The sequence below is a fragment of the Dehalobacter sp. CP genome (assembly GCF_047652685.1).
Lineage (GTDB): Bacteria > Bacillota > Desulfitobacteriia > Desulfitobacteriales > Syntrophobotulaceae > Dehalobacter.
The window spans coordinates 2,348,617-2,369,818 of the sequence record NZ_CP157399.1 but is presented as its reverse complement, the minus strand read 5'-3'; the positions used below and the strand labels follow the sequence as shown (position 1 = coordinate 2,369,818).

The 21,202-nt window shown below is 41.2% G+C and carries 21 protein-coding genes; 16 read left to right on the top strand and 5 right to left on the bottom strand.

What is annotated here, in order from left to right; translation table 11 throughout:
• Positions 1-4: 4 nt before the first annotated feature.
• The gene (locus AAH944_RS11775) at positions 5-451 is read right to left on the bottom strand and encodes a hypothetical protein (RefSeq protein ID WP_415535057.1); all 447 of its coding nucleotides are present in this window, start codon (positions 449-451) and stop codon (positions 5-7) included.
• Positions 452-616: 165 nt separating this feature from the next.
• On the opposite strand from AAH944_RS11775, the gene AAH944_RS11770 reads away from it, so the two are divergent.
• The 6 genes from AAH944_RS11770 (at position 617) to AAH944_RS11745 (ending at position 6,355) form a co-directional block, all read left to right on the top strand.
• Entirely contained in the window at positions 617-1,066 is a 450-nt protein-coding gene (locus AAH944_RS11770) for a DUF1848 family protein (RefSeq protein ID WP_415535056.1), read from the top strand.
• 336 nt (positions 1,067-1,402) lie between these two features.
• On the top strand, positions 1,403-2,023 hold the full coding sequence (locus tag AAH944_RS11765) for a GNAT family N-acetyltransferase (RefSeq protein WP_415535055.1): 621 nt from the start codon (positions 1,403-1,405) through the stop codon (positions 2,021-2,023).
• 339 nt (positions 2,024-2,362) lie between these two features.
• Positions 2,363-3,316 carry a GGDEF domain-containing protein gene (locus tag AAH944_RS11760; protein WP_415535054.1) on the top strand — a complete coding sequence of 318 codons (954 nt, stop codon included), beginning with the start codon at positions 2,363-2,365 and terminating at the stop codon, positions 3,314-3,316.
• Between the two features lie 221 nt (positions 3,317-3,537).
• Positions 3,538-3,966, top strand: a complete 429-nt coding sequence (locus AAH944_RS11755) for a pyridoxamine 5'-phosphate oxidase family protein (RefSeq protein ID WP_415535053.1) — start codon at positions 3,538-3,540, stop codon at positions 3,964-3,966.
• A gap of 196 nt (positions 3,967-4,162) precedes the next feature.
• Positions 4,163-5,077, top strand: coding sequence for a helix-turn-helix domain-containing protein (locus AAH944_RS11750; RefSeq protein ID WP_415535052.1), 915 nt, complete (start codon positions 4,163-4,165; stop codon positions 5,075-5,077).
• 366 nt (positions 5,078-5,443) lie between these two features.
• Positions 5,444-6,355 carry a hypothetical protein gene (locus tag AAH944_RS11745; RefSeq protein ID WP_415535051.1) on the top strand — a complete coding sequence of 304 codons (912 nt, stop codon included), beginning with the start codon at positions 5,444-5,446 and terminating at the stop codon, positions 6,353-6,355.
• Between the two features lie 220 nt (positions 6,356-6,575).
• On the opposite strand, the gene AAH944_RS11740 is transcribed toward AAH944_RS11745, so the two are convergent.
• The 3 genes from AAH944_RS11740 to AAH944_RS11730 all read right to left on the bottom strand — a co-directional run bounded on the left by AAH944_RS11740 (position 6,576) and on the right by AAH944_RS11730 (position 9,513).
• Entirely contained in the window at positions 6,576-6,659 is an 84-nt protein-coding gene (locus AAH944_RS11740; protein ID WP_353737771.1) for a putative holin-like toxin, read from the bottom strand.
• Between the two features lie 273 nt (positions 6,660-6,932).
• Positions 6,933-9,173, bottom strand: coding sequence for a HelD family protein (locus AAH944_RS11735; protein WP_415535050.1), 2,241 nt, complete (start codon positions 9,171-9,173; stop codon positions 6,933-6,935).
• A gap of 283 nt (positions 9,174-9,456) precedes the next feature.
• Positions 9,457-9,513, bottom strand: a complete 57-nt coding sequence (locus tag AAH944_RS11730; protein WP_353845759.1) for a hypothetical protein — start codon at positions 9,511-9,513, stop codon at positions 9,457-9,459.
• 451 nt (positions 9,514-9,964) lie between these two features.
• Here AAH944_RS11730 and AAH944_RS11725 point away from each other — a divergent pair, with 451 nt between their 5' ends.
• The 9 genes from AAH944_RS11725 (at position 9,965) to AAH944_RS11685 (ending at position 20,108) form a co-directional block, all read left to right on the top strand.
• Positions 9,965-10,525 (top strand): hypothetical protein, encoded by a 561-nt coding sequence (locus AAH944_RS11725; protein ID WP_415535049.1) that lies wholly within the window; start codon positions 9,965-9,967, stop codon positions 10,523-10,525.
• A 4-nt stretch (positions 10,526-10,529) separates the two neighbouring features.
• The gene (locus AAH944_RS11720) at positions 10,530-10,931 is read left to right on the top strand and encodes a (deoxy)nucleoside triphosphate pyrophosphohydrolase (protein ID WP_415535048.1); all 402 of its coding nucleotides are present in this window, start codon (positions 10,530-10,532) and stop codon (positions 10,929-10,931) included.
• A 117-nt stretch (positions 10,932-11,048) separates the two neighbouring features.
• A complete protein-coding gene (locus tag AAH944_RS11715; RefSeq protein ID WP_415535047.1) occupies positions 11,049-12,050 on the top strand; it encodes an SMODS domain-containing nucleotidyltransferase in 1,002 nt (333 codons plus the stop codon).
• A complete protein-coding gene (locus AAH944_RS11710; RefSeq protein WP_415535046.1) occupies positions 12,043-12,912 on the top strand; it encodes an S-4TM family putative pore-forming effector in 870 nt (289 codons plus the stop codon). Before AAH944_RS11715 ends, AAH944_RS11710 begins: the two co-directional genes overlap by 8 nt.
• Before the next feature lie 61 nt (positions 12,913-12,973).
• Positions 12,974-13,348: a hypothetical protein gene (locus AAH944_RS11705; RefSeq protein WP_415535045.1), complete on the top strand. Its 375-nt coding sequence runs from the start codon at positions 12,974-12,976 to the stop codon at positions 13,346-13,348.
• 209 nt (positions 13,349-13,557) lie between these two features.
• Positions 13,558-15,027 (top strand): N-6 DNA methylase, encoded by a 1,470-nt coding sequence (locus AAH944_RS11700; protein ID WP_415537876.1) that lies wholly within the window; start codon positions 13,558-13,560, stop codon positions 15,025-15,027.
• On the top strand, positions 15,020-16,207 hold the full coding sequence (locus AAH944_RS11695; protein WP_415535044.1) for a restriction endonuclease subunit S: 1,188 nt from the start codon (positions 15,020-15,022) through the stop codon (positions 16,205-16,207). Before AAH944_RS11700 ends, AAH944_RS11695 begins: the two co-directional genes overlap by 8 nt.
• A gap of 2 nt (positions 16,208-16,209) precedes the next feature.
• On the top strand, positions 16,210-16,770 hold the full coding sequence (locus tag AAH944_RS11690; protein ID WP_415535043.1) for a hypothetical protein: 561 nt from the start codon (positions 16,210-16,212) through the stop codon (positions 16,768-16,770).
• Positions 16,771-16,784: 14 nt separating this feature from the next.
• Positions 16,785-20,108, top strand: coding sequence for a DEAD/DEAH box helicase family protein (locus AAH944_RS11685; RefSeq protein ID WP_415535042.1), 3,324 nt, complete (start codon positions 16,785-16,787; stop codon positions 20,106-20,108).
• A gap of 181 nt (positions 20,109-20,289) precedes the next feature.
• On the opposite strand, the gene AAH944_RS11680 is transcribed toward AAH944_RS11685, so the two are convergent.
• Complete coding sequence (locus AAH944_RS11680) at positions 20,290-20,529, bottom strand: helix-turn-helix domain-containing protein (RefSeq protein WP_415535041.1); 240 nt, start codon at positions 20,527-20,529, stop codon at positions 20,290-20,292.
• Positions 20,530-20,709: 180 nt separating this feature from the next.
• On the opposite strand from AAH944_RS11680, the gene AAH944_RS11675 reads away from it, so the two are divergent.
• Positions 20,710-20,886: a hypothetical protein gene (locus AAH944_RS11675; RefSeq protein ID WP_415535040.1), complete on the top strand. Its 177-nt coding sequence runs from the start codon at positions 20,710-20,712 to the stop codon at positions 20,884-20,886.
• The last annotated feature ends 316 nt before the right edge of the window (positions 20,887-21,202 follow it).

The window sequence follows — 21,202 nt, the reverse complement described above, 5'->3', positions numbered from 1 at the left end:
CGGGTTAAATCTCAAATGTACCGTATTTTTTAAGGATGAAAGATATAATAACGCCAAAAATCGTTAAAATGATTAGCGCAAACAGATTGGTGAGAGGTTCCAATTGTATTTGAGGGGCAATATTCAATAAGGGCATAAACAATCCCATCGAAGCAAACCCAACGGCGTTGCTCACGATGATGCCTTTTAAAATGGCAAAATCCTTACCGGTCATTTTCATGACGATAACTAATATTATGGTTGTGCCAATACCCAAGGCCATTGTTCCGACTATTCCTAAAAATATCCCGATGGGTGAATTAACTTCACTCCAATTTAGAAAAACATCTGCGGCTATATTCCATGGAGATGTCATCGGAATTCCCAAAGCGATAATTATATAGGATAAGACGTCCATGATCATTGTGCCAATAATACCTGCAATGGTAGCAGCTCCAATAGAGTCTTTCATTTTTGGATACCCCCATAGTATTAAAATTTGTTATTAATGTTTCTCTGTTTAAATGCTTTTTATGTATAAGGTAGACATCGTTATTCCATGATTGGGGGCTCTGGCGTCAACTCTTTTTATCCGGGCCTACAACTTGTTCTCCAATTTTAAAAAGGAAAAACGACAATGATAATAAGTGTAAGCAGGCGAACAGATATCCCGGCATATTATGCAAAATGGTTTTATAATCGCCTAAAGGAAAAGTCTGTTCTTGTCCGTAACCCGATGAATATTCATCACATCAGTAAAATTGACCTTTCGCCGGATGTCGTTGACGGTATTGTTTTCTGGACGAAAAATCCGGCGCCGATGCTTGAACGGTTGGACGAGCTGAGAGCCTACACCTATTATTTTCAGTTTACCCTTAATGCCTACGGAAAAGATATTGAACCGAATGTACCGTCAAAAAATGATATTGTGATTCCAACATTTCAAGAACTGTCTAGAAGAATTGGCAAGGACAAGGTGATTTGGCGGTACGACCCGATTCTGTTCAATGCGGATTATACAACGGCGTATCATCTTAAGTTTTTTAAGTCGCTTGCAGCAAAGCTCGCCGGTTACACAGAAAAATGATGCTGCGCATAATCCGGAATCTCCATTGCTGTTTGGCAGTGTCGGCGAAAATGATGTGGTAAAGACCCGTGATCTTAAATCGTGCCGCAATTGTCAGTCCGAATTGTTTTAGGAGCGATTGGGAAAAGTCCATACCTTAGAGTTTTATTGCAAATTATTGTAAAAAAGAAAAGGAAATAGAAAAATAAAAGAGAATTAAACAAAATTGGGTATTTTAGCCAAGTGGAAATTCCCGAATAAATGTTCGGAAATTCCATAGTTATACGTAATAGGATGCAATAGCCGTACATCCATGTGCGAATAGTAGTAGAAGATTTTCGCTGGGGGTTAGTTAATATGATAAGGATAACTGAAAATCAAATTGAACCAGTTGCTAAGCTTCTGACAGAGTGTTTTATTGATGACCCCTTAACTGTATTACAGATAAAAGGAATAATTTATCAGGAAGAATTTCTTACAAAGCTCTTCCAGATTCAATTAGGTGTTTTTGTAAAAACAAGAGATGTTTACTCGTTAGATGATAAGTCTAATTCAGTAATAATAGGCTATGAAAAAAAGAAATTAAAAATGTTAAAGCAAATTATACTTAGTATACAGGCAACACAAAAAATAAGGAAACAAGTTAGTAAAGAGGATTTTGAATTATACGCAAATAACGTCAGATCAGTTTCAAAAGCTATTAATTTAAACTGGCATAAACAATTTATTAAAAAGAACTATTATCATATAAATGTTGTTGCTGTTGCCCATGAAGAACGGGGTAAAGGCAAATTAAGGGCATTGATTACCCCAATTGTTGAGAATTGCCAAGAAAAAGGTATTCCAATTATCTTAGAAACAGATAATTCCAATCATATTCCAATGTACGAACATATGGGATTTCAACTAATTAAAACTATGGAAGATAGCCGTATCGGACTAAATCAATATTGTTTTATCAAATATTCTAATACTTAAAGATTTCTGGGAGACGCCGTCCATGGCGTCTTAGGCTGTATTACCAAAATCTGAGATATATGAATGTAATGCAAAGAAATTTATTTGCCCAAAATTATTTACATTTACATTTCCATTTCTATAGTATACTTAATTCTAAATAGTATCTTTACGAATGAAATGAGCGAATCGAATATGACAACATCAATCAGTACGGATGTTCTAGCAATCATCATTCTTTGCTTCGCAATATATTTGGCTAAGCGGAACATTGTTGTTAATAATTATAAGAATAAAATTTATATATTTGTGTCATTGATTACAATTATTTTGCTTCTATTAGAAATAACGACTATTTTAATGGAACTATCAAGCAACAAACACCTCGTAATACCTCACCGCATAGCTAACATTATAGGTTTTTCTTTGTGCCCAGTAGTTCCATACATTCTATTATTCTTTAATAGCAAAAGGGAAAAAGGGATTTTCGCTAATCGTATTTTGGCCTTGCCCTTATATTTTAATGCTTTTGTATGCATTTCAAGTTACAAAACAGGCTGGATTTTTTTCGTCGATGCTCAAAATCAATATACACGGGGGAATTTATTTCTACTGCCAACTATAATTAGTATCTTTTATTTCGTATTAATGGTCATTACAGTCATTGAAAAAAGTGCAGAATTTGAAAAGAATGATAAAATTATTTTATCTTTGATCTGTTTTATTCCTATAATTGGGATCATTATTCAAATTTTATTTAAAGAAATACTAGTTATTTGGGGAAGTGTCTCTATTTCTTTACTGATATATTATATTTTTTTACGGGAGTCACAATTTAAACATGATGTTCAAACTGAACTTAATAATCGCTCAGCATTTGAAAAAGAGATGGATCAATTTCTTAAGGGGGATAAAGATGCAGCAATTGTTGTGGTTGACATCAATAACTTAAAAAGTATTAATGATAAATACGGGCATAAAGTCGGAGATGAAATAATTTACCATGCCGCAAAAATCATACAGGAAAGTTTTTCGGGCATTGGTAAAGCATTTCGGATTGGCGGTGATGAATTTTGTATTATTTGCAAGGAGACTTCGAGGGAACAAGTGGATAGCGCCTTAACGAATTTAGATCACTTCTTATTTGCAATTAATGAAAAACGCGACATTAAAATTGTTCTTGCTTATGGATATTCTTTTTATATTAAAAATGAAAATGAAAGTATATATTCTACATTTACTCAAGCTGATAAAGCTATGTATACACACAAGGCAAAATTAAAGGGCTTCTATGGCAGGAGTGTCGATGATTAGCAAAAAAATATCTTTTTGCATGATAATGAAAGTTATCAAAATTATAAGAGAAAGAACCCCAGTTTACGATTAGATATTGACGGGGATATAGAAGAAGTCAAATTACAGCAATCAGGATAATTTTTATAGGATAATCTAGAAGGACAGCCCTTCCTATTTACTAAAAATACGATAAATATAAGTTATCTTTAAAAAATGAAAAATCTAAAGGAGGTACTGAAATGGATTTTAAGGATTGTATGCAATTTATTACGGAGAGTCAGGCGACCTGTACCCTATGTACGATTGAGGGAGACCAGCCCCGGGGTAGGGGAATGGTTCCTTTGTGGGTGAAAGATGACGGAATCTATTTTACGACTGCTGCTTCTAAGGATTTGTATAAACAACTGCGTGCCAATTCCAAGGTGGAACTTTGTTTTGTCACCTTGCAGCCCATCAAGCATTTACGGATAATGGGCGATGTGGAGTTTGTTGAGGATTCCGCTTTAAGGGAAAAGGCCCTGGAAGAAAGACCTTTTCTCAAGGCCCTTGGTTTTGATACCCCGAATAATCCGAACTTTATTCTTTTCCGGGTAGTCAACGGGGAAGCCCATTTCTGGACCTGGGGAGACAATCTTAAGGAAGCGGACATACCGAGGATCAAATTCTAGACCGTTATACTTTTAGAGTTAAAGCATATTCCGGTAAAATAAACCATCGTTACAAAAGCTGTACAAATGTGCAGCTTTTTTGGGGTCAGGAACTATGGGAAATCAATCTTTAAAACAGGGCGGTGCTTCACAATCGCAAAAGAAGTCAAGAAAAAAATAAGCATATTTGTTATCCTTTGAACTGGCAGGTGAGAACATGGAAAACTGGGAAAAAATTAAAGCAGTACAGCGGATGCAGGAGTATATCGATGAACATTTGACCGAACCCATTACCCTGCATTCTCTGGCCCGGGCGGCGGGGTATTCGCCCTGGCATTCAGCCAGAATGTTTAAGGATCTGATCGGAAAAGCACCGTTTGAATACATCCGGGCTTTGAGGTTATCCCAGGCAGCTGTTACACTGAAGGACAGGGATCGGAAAATCATTGATGTTGCTTTCGACTTCGTCTTTGATTCCCATGAAGGATTCACCCGGGCCTTTTCCAAAGAATTCGGAATTACGCCGAAAACGTACAGCCAAAACAAAGAAACGGCATCTCTTAAACTTTTCATACCCGGCTATGTCCGTGATTATTACCTGACGAAACAAAAAGGAGAGAGCAATATGTCTGATCATTCTCAGTTAAACACGGTCTTTGTACAAGTGGTGGAACGTTCCGCCCGGAAACTGATCTTCAAAAGCGGCTTAAAAGCGACCCATTATTTTGAATACTGCGAAGAAGTAGGGTGTGCTGTCTGGGAACAGCTCTCCGCAATTAAAGAAGCCATCTATGAACCCATTGGGATGTGGCTGCCGGACAATTTGCGCCGGCCGGATACGTCGCTTTATGCCCAAGGGGTTGAGGTTCCGGCGGATTATACGGGGGAAATTCCGGATGGTTACGAGAGCATGAACCTGTCGCCGTGCAAGATGATGGTTTTTCAGGGTCAGCCTTTTGATGATTCGAAATTTGGCGAGGCGATCGAAGAATTATGGGAAGTCATGAAAAGTTACAATCCGGAAATCTATGGTTTTCAGTGGGCGGACGAGGACGGCCCGCGATTCCAGCTGGCGCCCATGGGCTACAGAGGGTATATCGAGGCCAGGCCAGTCAGGGAATTGAAAAAATAGGTTTCACAAGGCGGGAATTCAAGCTGGAGCGATTCGTTTTGTTCCGGCTTTTTGTTTTGTTTCCCGCTAATCTTTGAGTATAATATAGGCAAAGAAGGAAAAAACGAAGAAGAAGATCCGGATGCGTGATTGAATAAGCGGAGGCTGTCTGCTGTTTGCGCAGGAATGATTGAAATAATTTATCCTACCATTTATTGTAACATAATCTCTATGATTATATTGAAAATAATCGAACCTTATACAGGCCAAATAGACAAATAAATCCTTAAAAGTGATATAATGGATTGGAATTAGGCAGTAAGGTGAGGGGACCGGATGTTCAGGATAAACAACAATATATACAACGATATATACAGAGTGAGCGTAATGCTTGCTTTGATCTTTATTTTTGGATCCATATCAGGCTGCAGTTCAGCAATCAAAAATTCACAGGTCCAATCGGAGCCTGCGAATCAAGTTCCCGTATTTTCTACTACTCAAATTGATTCGCCGGCAAAATTTGCTCAGGCTTATCAAAAGGTGATTCCTTCTCTTTCCCGGGAAGAAACAGCGGCGCTGCAAAAACAAGCCGATAACGGAAAGGCAGGCTTTCTCCTGGTTCCAGACACAAGCGCCATTCGAATGTTAAACCTTTCCGGAGGGCAAGCCGAGAATCTGTATCATGGACCGGATGGGACTTCTTCATTTCTTTATGCATGGGATGATCATAATGCGGTATTTATAAACCTTGTCCAACCTGAGAAAAAAGGGGAAGGCGGTATCTGGACCGTAACAGGATATTCCAGTTTAACAGAAGACGGCCTTTATTGGTATGATGATATTGTCTGTTTTTCTGATGGCTTGGTAGAAATCATGGGAACAAAAATAGGTTATCAAAAACCTACGGAAGCTGAGGCAACCAAGCTGCTGGAATGTATTTCCCCCCGGCAGGAGGAGATAATCATGAGCTGGGCAGTTAAGAGCTATATTGCTTCCCAAAAACAAAAATATGATAATCTTAAAGCCCTTTGCAGCAGAGAACTTGCAGATGAGATCATGGTTAACACCGAGGGCGGGGACAAAAACGAATATGGGGCTGGAGCGTTCTTGGCGTTAAAAAACTGTACTGAGGATAAACCGGCTAAAATCTATTTCCCCCGGCCAGAAATAGGAACCTCTTTATATTCTGTAACCCTTGATATTGAAAATAATCAATGTCTCGTTGTATTCTTCCAAATCGAACCCGATGGCGGTGCAGCCATTGCCAAGGCAGTATTAAGCCCAAAAAATAAATTATAAGAATACTATTAAAGAAATGTTCTTGGCATAATTAATGGAAAGGGAGTATTCGCATGATTAACAAAATTTTACATATATCTATGTATTTTAACTTAAATATGGTATATAATATAAGTAAAGGAATCATGCAGCTAACATGATTCCCCACAACAACAGCCGCTTTAAGGGCGGTCGGCTTTTGAAAAACGGAATAGACCGTTATCCATTGCAGAGTGGCGGTCTATTTCCTTTTATGGAATGAAAGTATTAAAACCACCAATGTTCCAAAGGATATCATCAGTGTTAGTGTTTGATATACTTCCATGGCATCACCTCCTTTCCGGAGGGAATGCCGACCGCCCTGCACGCCATCTGTTGCAGGGCTATTATAACATAAATTACCAGATTAAACCATATACTAACAAAAGAAGATGCTGCACATTAAACTTGCAGCATCTTTTTCCTTTTTGCAATCTTAAGCTTTAAAAGATTCAAGCCACTAATCCATATTATCGGACACTAATCCGGAACGAACAGGGTTTATAATTCAAAGCTGAATGCAAAACCGCAATACGATTGAATTCCTTGGTTAGCGGTATTATAAAAACGGGCTGATCTCCCCGGTATAAAACAGGTTCAGTCTATGCAGCGCCCGCGTACAGGCAATATATAAAAGGTTTTTATCATCAGCGCTGTGATAATGCGCTTGATCGGCTTCACAGATGAGTACGGCGTCAAATTCCAGGCCTTTGGCCAGATAGACCGGGATCAGGAATACACCGCTTAAATCAAATTGAACGTCACCTTTTAGCAGCTGAATATCGCTTTGGTCCTTGAGCTGCGCATATAAGGAAAGGGCGTCGTGTTCCGTTTTACAGATTAATCCGACCGATTGGTAACCCTTTTCCCGGCAGGTTTTAATTTCCGCAAGCAGGAGAGCAGTCAGAGCCGCCCGGTCTGGCGCCGTAAACACGGCAGGCACATCTCCCGATCTTCCGAAACTATGGAGCTTAACGCTTTGGTCAAGAAACCTGGCGCTGTACGTCAAGATCTCATTGGTGGAGCGAAAGCTTTTGTCCAAAGTCACCAGCGTCGATTTAGGTCTGGCGAATATTTTGCCAATCTGTTCATAGCGTGCTGGATCAACACGTTTTCCTATGGTCTGATGAATGTCGCCCAGGATGGTATAATGCGCTTTGGGAAACAGACCGTGGAGTATTTCGAAATGCAGGGGATCATAATCCTGGGCTTCATCGACCACAACCTGCTTGATATCCCGGTAAGCGGTATACCCGAATGTTTTTAAATGGAGAAAAGTAAGGGCCAGGGCGTCATCATAGAGCAAATCATCCTTTTGCAGGTTTTCCCTGGTGTAGTCAATAATCTCTTCCATACAATCAGGCAGCTCCAGACCTTCGGCTAAATGATAAAAATAGCTTTTATCACTGAACAGCTTCCGGTAAAGCTCCGCACAATCCAGCTCGGTAAACCTTCGTATCTTCTTCAGCAAGGCGGCGCTTTCCAGAATGGATAACCGCCGGGTAACTTCTTCCGCTTCGAATTCATGCTCGGGCTTGGCCTGAATAAACTTTTTTAACTTTTCCAGACGGCTGGGACGCAGCTCATGGACGATTTGCAGAATCGACGCTTCCAATTGCTTTAACCGCACACTCAGCAGGAATTCCTGACCGCCCCTCAGGATTTTCGCTTTCAGCAATTGCCGGCCGGCAACAACCTTTCCGTCATAGTAAATATCAGCAAACGGAAGCCAGCGGTAAGGCAAGTCCTGAATGAAACGTTTTAAAATTTCAGCGAATACACCCGAGCCCTTGAAGGCCATGCTGCTTTTGGCGATACTCCTGCCGCTAAGGCCTACGGAGAGCAGGCCTTCCCAATATTGATTCCTGCTTTGGATAGAATCAGTCTGCAAAACCTTGCCGAATATTTCTTCAAAGACGAGCGAATGGACATTCTTTTCGCCCAGCTCAGGCAAGACATTGGCGATGTATTGTTCAAACAGCGTGTTGGGAGAAATAATCACAATCTCATTGGAAGCCAGCTTGGCCGCCAGCCCCTGATACATCAGATAAGCCGCGCGGTGCAGCGCCACCGAAGTTTTGCCGCTTCCCGCAGCTCCCTGGACCATCAGCAAATCCATTTCCAGATCGCGGATCACCATATCCTGGTCTTTCTGGATGGTTTCGACGATAGTTTTCATTTTAGGGGAAGCATTCCGGGAAAGCAGTTCGCGCAGGAATTCGTCAATGATCTGGATATCCGCATCGAAGAAATATTGCAGCTCGCCGTTTTTGATCTCGTATTGGCGTTTTAAATGAACCTCTCCCGTTATTTTGCCGCCCGGCGACTCATAGAACGCTTTCCCCGGGCCGAAGCGGTAAAAGACACTGGCGATGGGAGATCTCCAGTCATAGACGATTATATCCCGGGTAAGGCCGTCTTGAAGCGAAGACCGCCCGATATAGACAGGCTCAAACAGTTCCTCGCCCTCGAACTGAAAATCGATCCGCGCAAAGTAGGGGGAATAGAGCAATCTTTTTAAAGCCAGGATCTTAGCGGCATCCCGTTCATAATCCGACACCCGTTCCGACACCGGATTGGCGTACTGGCTCAACTCGACAAGCTCATGAAAATTATCCATATTCCAAAGGCCGGAGATGGAGCGGGAAGTATCTTCCCACATATCTAATTTAGCCGCAATAATGGCGTCTTTATTTTCTTCGCTCTTTTGCAGGGCACAGTCTAATTGTTCCCGGGCAATAGCCAGCACCTGCTCCAGGCGCCTGACTTCAAAATCTTGATCAAGGCCGTTCCGTTCCAAAAGTTTACCCCCTAAGTTTGGCATAAGTATGATAATCTCTATCTTACACAAAATATAGGATAAATATAAGAATGTTATTAGAGAAATGTTTTTGGTATAATTAATGTAGAGGAAAGCCTGTGGTTAACAAAATTTTACATATAACTATGTATTTTAACTTAAATATGGTATATAATATAAGCAAAGAGGAATCATGCTGAAGACATGATTCCTCACAACAGCCGCTTTAAGGGCGGTCGGCTTTGGTAAACGAAATAGACCGTTTACTTTGCAGTGTGGCGGTCTATTTCCGTTTGTGGAAAGAAAGTATCAAAACCACCAATGTCCCGAAGGATATCATCAGTGTTAATGTTTGATATACTTCCATGGCATCACCTCCTTTCCGGAGGGAATGCCGACCGCCCTGCACGCCATCTGTTGCAGGGTTATTATAACATAAATTACCATAATAAACCATATATTAACACAAATTTACAATTACTCTTTATTTTTACTTTAATATGGTATATAATACAAATAGAGGAATCGTGCTGGAGACATGATTCCCCGCAACAGTTGCTTTAAGGGCGGTCGGCTGTTGTAACGGAATAGACCGTTATTCATCTGAGTGGGCGGTTAATTTCTTTTTATGGAACGAAAGAAAAAAACATAGTCATAAACTGTGTTTTTTTCTTTCGTTTTTTAGTTTATTTTTGAAAAAATTAACAGGATATGAAAGATTTAGGGAGAATAATAACGTATATGGTGAATTTACCCATATTATGTTTGTTTCAATATACAGGAGACAACCTATGCTAAAAACCGGTCTCTATGAACAACTGATTAATAAGCTTCTTCGTCAAGAACTTTCCGCCTCCAATGAAAAGCTGATTAAAACATCAGCAATCGACCAGGAAGAAGCTCCGAGAATACTCTCCAAATATCTGGCTGAAGTCCTGGAAACAGCCTTGTCCAATGTTAAGGACAATGGCGGCGGTATTAAAGACCAAGCGGCACTGGCCAACCGGATGATTGACCTTCTGGCTAATGATCTTCCCGAAGACAGACTCACAGCATTATCTGTTGATGAGAAAGCAGAGCTGTTACTTGTTTTGCTCGATAAAGAAAACAGTATCTATGCCTTAAAGTTAAATGATAAAGCGGAGGTCGTGCGTCCGGTGACTTCCCTGGCGGCAAGCTCCTTATTCACCGGAGTAGGGCATGAGCCCAGCATGTTCGCTGAACTAAAAAGAGAAATCTTATCCTGCGACCGGATCGATATGCTCGTCTCCTTTATTAAATGGAGCGGGCTTCGTTTGCTTATTGAGGAATTTAAATTTATTAAGAAAACCAATCAATTGATTGTGGGTTGAGACGATGGAAGAGAAGAAAATAACGCAGGTTACTGCGGCAATTCTACGGCAGGATGGGAAAATCTTAATCTGTCAGCGAGACAACAGCGGTAGCTGTCCACTGCTTTGGGAATTCCCGGGCGGAAAGCTGGAGGAAGGGGAGAGCTTGGCGGAATGTCTGGTTCGGGAATGCCGGGAGGAACTGGGAGTGACGATACAGGTCGAAGAGGTGTTCGCGGAGACTCGGCATACATATGGGGATAAAGAGATGAGCTTTACTTTCTTTGAGGGACGGATTGTTGAGGGGGAGTTGCAAAGAAAGGTTCACCGGGATATTCGGTGGGTTAGGGCGGAGGAGTTGGGACAGTATGCGTTTTGTCCGGCAGATGTCGAGGTAGCGGAGAGGTTGGGGAAGGTGCAAGAATGATACGATTAGTCCTTAAAGGGAAGTAGGAGTATGTCTATAATGCGCACCAAAATTGGATTCGTATAAAAGAATAAAATGGAAACATCAAGATATTGCAAAGGAATGGGAGGGTAACAAATGGCAATAACAGTTAATTCTGCTTTTTCGGAATTTATGAGAGATATAGTAAACCTCGACCCAAACGTGACTACCAATGCTAGACAAAGTCGGGACAATCTGCTTTCAAATATAGCAGAGTTTGATAACATTGATGGCTTTTTTGATTTATGCGAATCATTTAATATCCATTTTGGGTCATTTGCCAGACATACAAAATGTAGAGAACTTAACGATATTGATCTCATGGTTGGTATTGCAGCCAATGGAGCTACTTACAATTCTTATGATAATTGGGATAATGTTAGAATTACAGCTAGTACTACTAATCAGGCGCAAAAAGATTGTACAAGAGATGATAAAACATTAAACAGCACGCAAGTTGTTAACAAATTCAAGAAACAACTTGAAAATGTTCGAGAATATTCAAGATCAGAAGTTAAACGAAGCGGTGAAGCTATAGTTCTAAATCTAAGATCCAAAGATTGGTCGTTTGATATTATACCATGTTTTCATACAGTTACTGAGAGTGACGGACGCGCATATTACTTAATTCCAAATAGTAAGGGAAATTGGAAAAAAACTGATCCTACTATTGATAAGGAAAAAGTCACAAGCACAAATCAAAATAAAGATGAACGAGTATTAGAACTCATACGACTGTTTAAGAAGTGGAACAAGGTAAAAAATGCCACAACATTGCCTTCATATCTATTAGAAACGCTTTTAATAGATTATTGTCAAACAGTTTCAAGTCTCTCAGAATATATTGATCTGCGCTTCAGAGATGCCTTGCCTTATGTATCTCAGCATATTTACAATCCTATTTATGATATGAAGAATATTCAGGGAGATATCAATGCCCTTTCATATGCAGATAGAGTAGTAATAAGTAATAAAGCGCTTACAGATTATGATAAGGCATGCAAAGCTTCATATGCAGAATTAACAGAAAAGGATCAAAAAAAGGCTATAAATCTTTGGGGAGAAGTGTTTGGGAGTGATTTTCCGGCCTATGGATAAAAAATTTATTTATAAACAACAGAATAAACGAGATATGCTATTGCTACTTATGGCACAGCAAGAATTTTACAACAAGGCAAAAAAAATATTGTATATAGGTATAATACTAAGTACTATCGGAACTGCAGCGTTTGCGGTTCTCACAACTAAATGTTCTTCAGATACAGTAAATGCTTTATCTATTTTGTTTTCTATGATTTTGTTGGCAGTCAATTTTTGTTGTGGAATTATCTCGAATAATTTGAAAGAAATTGGTGCCAAAATCCAGCAGACTTTTGATGTTAAATTATATGGTATGCATATGAATTTTGGGATACTCAATAGAGATGATATTGCCAATGTAACAGCTGACTATGCTTCTCTAGATTTAAAAAAAGTTGAAAATTGGTATAGTGATTATTATAGCCTTTCAATCTCAGAACAGATATTTCACTGCCAGCAAGAGAATATCAGATGGGACGGCAAACTTCGTAAAAATTATTTATGGTTTAATATTGCGGCTTGCATGATATTGTCAGTTGCAATTTTACTAATTGCTATTCTGGCGAAATCAAGCTTATTCCAGTTCTTTGCAATGTTGGCATGGGCTATCCCTATATGGCAGTTTTTCTTAAATCAGTGCAAAGATATTTATTGTGATTTAGGTACGTTAAAAGAGCTGAAAAATGAGTATGAATTGATTCTAAACAATAAAGTAAATTATTCTGATTCAGAATTATATGCCCAACTCGAAACTCTACAATCTTTTATTTTTGATCATCGAAAGAAAGCTGTGCTCATTCCCAACTGGTTCTATCGCTGTTTTCAAAGAAAATTTCAAACACACGAAGATGCTATAGCGTTACAACACAAGAAGAAATAATCAAGTATATTACTTAATAGTCTTTTATACCAATAGGCTAATAATAAGAAGTTCCTATATATTGGAGACTATCGAAGCCGAAGATATTATCTCAATTAAGAAAGCAGTCCAAAACCAGTCCGAATTGGTCATGGAAGCAAAATTTAATTATGACATAGAAGATAAAACCGCGAGCATTCTTGAAGATGAAAGAATAGTAAAATTTCGCAAGCTAAACCGGAAAATCGGAGAGAACTTAAAACTGCTCTATGGTTACAGGTGCCAAATCTGTGGGCAGTATGTCGGCGCAGAATATGGTGCAAAAGTTGCCGAAGCGCATCACATTGATTATTTTGTCCAGAGCCTTAACAATGACGCGAATAACCAGCTCATCGTTTGCCCTAATCATCACAGTATTATTCATAGACCAATCCGGTATTTAACCGAAAGAAGCTAATTTATTTGTACCCTAACGGAGTCCAGAAAGGCCTGATGCTTAATCACCATTTGTAGGAGGAAAAATTATCCGACGAAAAAAGTTGGCTTATCTCTAAATCAGTTTTGCACTTAAAAGGAGGTACGTCAACGATTGTCTACATTTCGCTTCTGCGATATACTAAAACAAATATTACAACAGGACTAACATACGAATTGGAGAGCACAAGCATGATAACAGGCGAACCGAAAAACAAAGTAGACAAACTCTGGGAGATGTTTTGGACAGGGGGACTGACGAACCCGTTGGACGTCATTGAACAGATTACATACCTAATGTTTATCCGTGACCTCGATCAAACCGATAATACTCGTCAGAAAGAAGTCAGTATGCTGGGTATTCCTTATACCAGCATGTTTGCCGGAAAAGAACATCTGAAATGGACTGTCCTGCGGGATAAGCCTGCAGAATCCATGTATCAGACAATGCAGGCCGAAGTGTTCCCGTTTATAAAGGAATTAAACGGAAATAGCGGGACTTACGCCAAATACATGGCCGATGCGATTTTCAAGGTGCCTACTCCGCAGTTGCTTGAGAAAATCGTAACAGCTCTTGATGAGATGTATGCTCTGATTGACAAGTTGCCGGATAAGCGGGATGCTCGGGGCGACCTGTATGAATACATGCTCTCCAAGCTCTCCACAGCGGGCACCAATGGTCAGTTCCGTACACCGCGGCATATTATCCGCATGATGGTGGAGCTTCTTGACCTGAAACCGATTGATATCATCTGCGACCCGGCCTGCGGTACAAGCGGCTTTTTGGTTGCAGCGGGCGAATATCTGAAAGAACATTATCTGAACGAAATTTTCTATAACAAAGAAGCCAAGACCCATTACGATAGTACCATGTTCACCGGCTACGACATGGACCGCACCATGCTGCGCATCGGTGCCATGAACATGATGACCCACGGCATTTCCAATCCGCAGATCGTGTATAAGGACAGCCTTTCTGACCAGAACAACGATACTGGAATATATACAAAGATCCTGACTAATCCGCCCTTTAAGGGCAGCTTGGATTATGATATTGTATCTAACGACCTTATTAAAGTGACAAAAACAAAAAAGACTGAGCTTTTATTTCTGGCGCTGTTTCTCAGGATGCTTAGAAACGGCGGACGTTGCGCCTCCATCGTGCCGGACGGCGTGCTGTTTGGTTCATCTACGGCGCATAAGGCCATCCGTAAGGAAATCGTTGAAAACCACAGGCTGGAGGCGATTATCTCCATGCCCTCCGGTGTGTTCAAGCCCTATGCCGGAGTGAGCACTGCCGTCATCATCTTTACCAAGATGGGCGGCGGTACCGACAAGGTGTGGTTTTACGATATGCAGTCCGACGGCTACAGCCTGGATGACAAGCGTACGCCGATCGAGCAGAGCGATATCCTTGATATCGTGGCGCGTTTTCATGCGCTGGATCAAGAAGAAGGCAGAGCGCGCACCGAGCAGAGTTTCCTTGTGCCCAAGGACGAAATTGTAAGTAACGATTATGATCTTTCCATCAACAAATATAAGCAGAGCGCCTATGTGGAGGAGGAGTACCTCCATCCTCTGGAGATCATGACGGAGATTAACGAGCTGGAAATGGAGATTACCGCTGGGCTTGCGGAGCTGGAGGAGATGCTCCATGGGTAGGTGGGATATATCTAAAGTTAGAAATTGTTTTTCATGTGTAATGCGCGGAAAATCCCCTACCTATGTGCCAGAATCTAGAATAAGAGTGATAAATCAAGCCTGTGTGTACTGGGATGGTATTAGGATAGATAATGTGAAGTATCAAAACGAGAATAATGCAGATAAAGTTGTTTTTCTGCAACCACAAGATGTGTTGATTAATTCAACAGGTACTGGTACTTTAGGAAGATGTAATGTCTTTAATATAGAAGATGCTTTTATTTATTCAATAGATAGCCATGTAACGCTGTTAAGACCTTATGATCATATCAATTCTTTGTTTGTTCGTTATTATTTTATGATGGACGAGACACAACGAGAATTATACAAAAAGTGTGTTAATGGCTCAACAAATCAAATCGAGTTATCAAAGAATCAATTGCTAGAGTTTCCTATCCCTGTGCCACCGCTGGATGTCCAACAAAAGATAGCTGATGTGCTGAACAAAGCCTCCGCGCTTATTGAACTGCGCAAGGCTCAACTGGACAAGCTGGATTTGCTCATAAAATCGCAATTTATCGAGATGTTCGGCGACCCGGCGACCAACCCGAAGGGGTGGGAGATTGGGGCGATTCGAGATCTGGTAAGGGATGTGAAGTATGGCACAAGTAAGCCCGCAGAAGCAGATGGGGTATACGTCTATTTACGGATGAACAATATCACCTATAGTGGTGGTATTGACTTAACCGATTTGAAATATATCAATGTTGATGAGAAGGAATATGAGAAATATGTTATTCGTAAAGGCGATTTGTTGTTTAACCGAACTAATAGTAAAGAATTAGTTGGTAAAACCGCGATTTTCAAAGAAAATACTCCTATGATTATTGCTGGGTATATTATTCGTGTTAGAACAAATGAAAAAGCTAATCCTGAGTATATCTCCGCATTTCTAAATTCGAGATATGGCAAAGAATTGCTTTATGATATGTGTAAAGCAATTGTTGGTCAGGCCAATATAAATGCACAGGAATTACAAAATATTAAAATCCCAATAACGCCTATTTCTCTGCAGAATGAATTTAAAGCTTTTGTAGAAAAAACCGAAGCGCAAAAATCTCTGCTCCAAAAATCCCTCAAAAAGATGAGACTCAACTACAAATCCCTAATGCAAAAGTGCTTTAGAGGGGAGGTTTTCTGATTATGATCAATTGGTTAAACACAAATCAAGGATTTGTAATGTCCCTGCTAACATTAATATACGTTATTGCTACAGTGATCATTGTTTTATATAATCGTAAAACTATCAAAGAAATGAAGGAAAGCAGAGAGGCGGAGTCTCGGCCATATGTTTTTGTTTATTTAGATAAAGACCCCAGAGACTTATGCTTTTATTTACGTATTAGGAACTATGGGAAAAGTGGTGCAAAGTTTGATAATGTCTCGATAACGCCAAATCTCAAATTGTGTGATGGGGCATTGCCAGAGAACTTCCTTAAAAATGTTATTTTAGCTCCATCTCAAACACTTGAGTTCATTGTATTAGAGAAAAAAGATGAAACTTTAAAAAATGATTACGCGGTCAGTATTCAGTATACATCTGTTGACGGAAGAGGAAAGCAATACAGTGAAAAATATATGCTGACATTACAATATGCTCATCAAATGGGGTATACGGACAACAAGCAGAGCAATCTTAGCGATGAAGCAAATGCGTTGAGGAACATTTCATACCATCTGGATTCTATGCGACGCAAATTATAATGAGGTGACCCGCCATGCGCACCAACTTTGATTTCCTATTAAATGATCCACAATTTAAACCCTTTGCCGAGGCAGCCGTCTCGGCGGAGCGGGTGCTGCCCATTTCGCCAGCATTGTGCGCTACCGCGTGCCGGACGGCCTTGGAATTTGCGGTCAAGTGGGTCTACAGTGTGGATGGGTCACTTCAAAAGCCCTATGAGGATAAGCTGGTTACCCTGATCAGCACCGAGGATTTCAAGGATTTAATTCCCCCAGGTATGCTTGCCAAGTTGGACTATCTGCGCAAAGTTGGCAATAACGCCACTCACAATGCCAAGAGCGTCAGCCGCGACCAGGCGGTACTTGCTTTGCAGAATTTGCACAGCTTTCTGGATTTCGTTGCCTACTGTTACGGAACAAAGTACACCGAGGTTACGTTTGACAAAGCCTTATTGGAAGCAAAACCGGAACCGGCAGTCGTCACAGTAATGCCGCCAGATGCTGATGAGGTGGACTTCCAGACCCTGTTGGATGAGAACTTCCCCAAACGCGAAAAGCTCACTGCCAAGCGTGTGCAACAGCTCAAGCAGGGCTATACCGTCAAACCCATGGATATGACGGAAGCGCAGACCCGCAAGGCATATATCGATGTCATGCTTCAGGATACCGGCTGGCAGCGCGGCCCTAATTGGATTGACGAGTATCCCATCGATGAGATGCCAAATAAATCTGGCAAGGGTTCCGCCGACTATGTTCTTCTTGGAGATAACGGCCTGCCGTTGGCAGTCATTGAGGCCAAGCGCACCAGTGTCAATGTGGAAAAGGGACGTCAGCAGGCTGTATTATATGCTGACTTTCTGGAAAAGAAACACGGCCAGCGGCCGGTCATCTTTATGACCAATGGCTACGAAACCCGCATCTGGAGTGACAAATATTATCCTGAGCGTCCAGTCTCAGGTATCTATTCCAAGCGGGATTTGGAAAAAGAGTTTAATAAAATGAAAAGCCGTACTGCTCTAAGGGCGGTACGGATCAGTGATGAACTATCAAACCGTTACTATCAGAAAGAGGCCGTACAAGCAATCTGCGATGCATTTGACGAACGTAACCGCCGTAAAGCGCTGCTTGTCATGGCTACCGGTAGCGGTAAGACGAGGACAGTTATTTCCCTTGTAGATGTACTCATCCGCCATGGATGGGTGAAAAATCTGCTGTTTCTGGCCGACCGCAATGCATTGGTAACCCAGGCTAAACGTACCTTCCATAATCTTATGCCAAACCTTTCGCTGTGTAACCTCACCGAGGGAAAGGAGGAGGCCAGCGCACGTGCGGTGTTTTCCACCTATCAGACGATGATGAACTGTATCGACGCTACCCGGGATGAGAACGATAACCGATTGTTTACGCCGGGGCATTTTGACCTGATTATCGTCGATGAGGCCCATCGCAGTATCTATAACAAATACAAGGATATCTTTACTTATTTTGATGCGCTGCTGGTAGGGTTGACGGCCACGCCAAAGGATGAAATAGACAAAAACACCTATGGGATTTTTGATTTAGAAAGCGGCGTGCCTACTTATGGCTATGAACTTTCCCAGGCGGTACAGGATGGTTATCTGGTAGACTTTGTCTCCATCGAAACCGAGCTGAAATTTATGAGCGAAGGCATCACTTATGAGGATCTTTCGCCGGAAGAAAAGGAAGAGTATGAGAACACCTTTGCCGATGAAGAAGGCAATCTGCCTGCCACCATCGATTCCAGCGCCCTCAACGAGTGGATTTTTAACAGCGACACCATCAAAAAGGCGCTGCATATTCTGATGCAACATGGACAGCGGGTGGAGTTTGGCGAAAAAATTGGCAAGACCATCATCTTTGCTAAGAATCATAATCATGCCGAAAAAATTCTGGAGGTGTGGAATCGGGAGTTCCCCGATTATCCCAACCATTACGTGCGGGTGATCGATAACTATACTAATTACGCCCAGAGCATTATTGACGACTTTTCGGATAAAAACAAAATGCCGCAAATATCTATCTCTGTGGACATGCTGGATACCGGTATCGATGTACCGGAAATTCTCAACCTTGTCTTTTTTAAAAAGGTCATGAGCCGGGCTAAGTTCTGGCAAATGATCGGACGTGGTACCCGTACATGCGCAGGGCTTATCGACAGTGGGGACAAACGCCTGTTTTATATTTTTGACCTGTGCAGAAACTTTGAATTTTTCCGTCTGCATGTCAAAGGGCGCGAGGCAGGGACGGTCAGCACGCTCCAGGAGCGTATGTTCAATATAAAGCTCGAGCTGGTGTACAAGCTGCAAGAACTCCCTTACCAGACAGATGCGCTTAAAGCATACCGTAAAGAGCTTGTGCAGGATCTGGCGGCGCAGGTGAAGGCCTTGCCGCGGGACAACTTTGCCGTAAAACAACACCTGCGCATTATTGATAAATACCAGTCCGAGGATGATTTTGATACCCTGACTTATGAAAACACCCTGCAGATTGCCGAGCATATTGCTCCGCTTGTACTGCCTACAGCCGACGATATTGCGGCGGCGCGGTTTGACATGCTCATCTATCAGATTGAGCTGGCTATGTTGTCTGAAAAAAGCTGCAAACGGGCAAAAAACGATGTGGTTCACAAAGCGGCGGAACTATCAAAATACGGTACGATTCCGGCCATTGCCCAGCAGCAGGAGCTAATTGAGCAAATCATACATAACGATTATTTGGATCGCGCGGGTATTTCGGACTATGAGGATATCAGGCTGAAGCTGCGGGATTTGATAAAGTTCATACCGGAAAGGGTCCGGGTACGTTATGATACCGACTTCACGGATGATGTTTTATCCATGGAATGGAAAGAATCCCAATTGGACAACGATGATTTGGCAAACTACAAGAAAAAGGTCAACTACTATATCCTTCAGCATCAGGATATTCCGGCTATTGCCAAGCTCAAGAGCAACCAGCCGTTGACTTCGGATGATGTACAGGTGCTCGAATGCATCCTGTGGAACGAGTTGGGTACAAAAGAACAGTATGACGCCCAGTATGGAAAAGCCCCACTTGGCGAGTTGGTGCGATCCATTGTGGGGCTTAGCCAGAAAGCCGCCAACGAAGCCTTTTCCGGCTTCCTAAATGAAGCTGGGTTGGACAGTAGACAGATGTATTTTGTACGGCAGGTTGTTAATTACATCGTGAAAAACGGCATGATGAAAGACCTGTCGGTGCTGCAGGAAAGCCCATTCACAGATATGGGAAGTATCAGCGAATTGTTTGATGATGTGGCGGTGTTCATCAACCTGCGGACTGTTATTGAAAGCATCAACAAAAATGCACAGGCGGCGTGAGTAAATAAATCGGGGGGAATGAATGCCTAAAAAGTCTGCTGATCCATTTGAACTGCTTCGAGATAAAAAGATATAAGCTATCTTGGATGAAGATACTGATTTTGGCGAAATTGAACCTGATGACTGAGGAGCAAAGATTAAGTTATCTATACCATATTTGAGCGGCCCAGAACGTACTTCTTCATACGGTTAAGCCCTTGAAAAATTCCTCATAATCAACATTGAGAATCTCTTTTAATAAAATAAGGTCGCTGACATAGATGTTCCTGACTCCTTGCTCAATATGGGCATAATTGGCTCTTGACATGGAACGGCCTAATAATTGCAGCTTGGTTATCATATCAGTTTGTGAATAGTTCCGGCTTTTTCTCAAACGTTGAATATTCACGCCAATGTGTACATCTTGTAATAATTTTTGCATTGCACGCTCCTCCTGTTACGATACTATATAGTATCCTTTTTTATTGATTTTATCAGGAAGAAAAAGTAAAATAGATACCGAATGGTATCGTACGAGAATTATTAATAACCGAACCAAAGGGGTCTGATCCCAAGGGACCGCAAGAATCTGAAAAATATTCAATTATTAAGGTGATACAAAATGGCGGACTACAAGAAGATGTATATGGAACTGTTCAATAAGGTAGTAACCGTTATTATTGAGCAGCTGCAGGAGGTTCAGCGGCAAACAGAGCGCATATACATAGAAAGCTCCGAACCAAAAATGATTCTGTTAGCGAGGGAAGATGATGTGATAAGTTCAGAGCATAAAGAATAAGTGGCTTATACTCAAATGGAAAAATTAATTTAACCGGCAGGAAACGAGATATGCCCATCATGGCAGTAAGTTGCTTGCTTTGCCGGAGCGGAAGGATCAGCTGCCCGATCCCTATTATCTGGAGTGGCATAATCAAAATGTTTATTTGGGGTAGACAAATAATTGTTCATAATTCTCTTGCTAAACTATCGCCAATGGTATAAAATACCAATAGAACATATGTTCGTAACGAACTGTGAAAGCAACAGTTTCCAGAATGGAAATAGTATAAGAAGAAGGTTGGTGGAAAGAGAGATATGAACAAATAAATTCCACT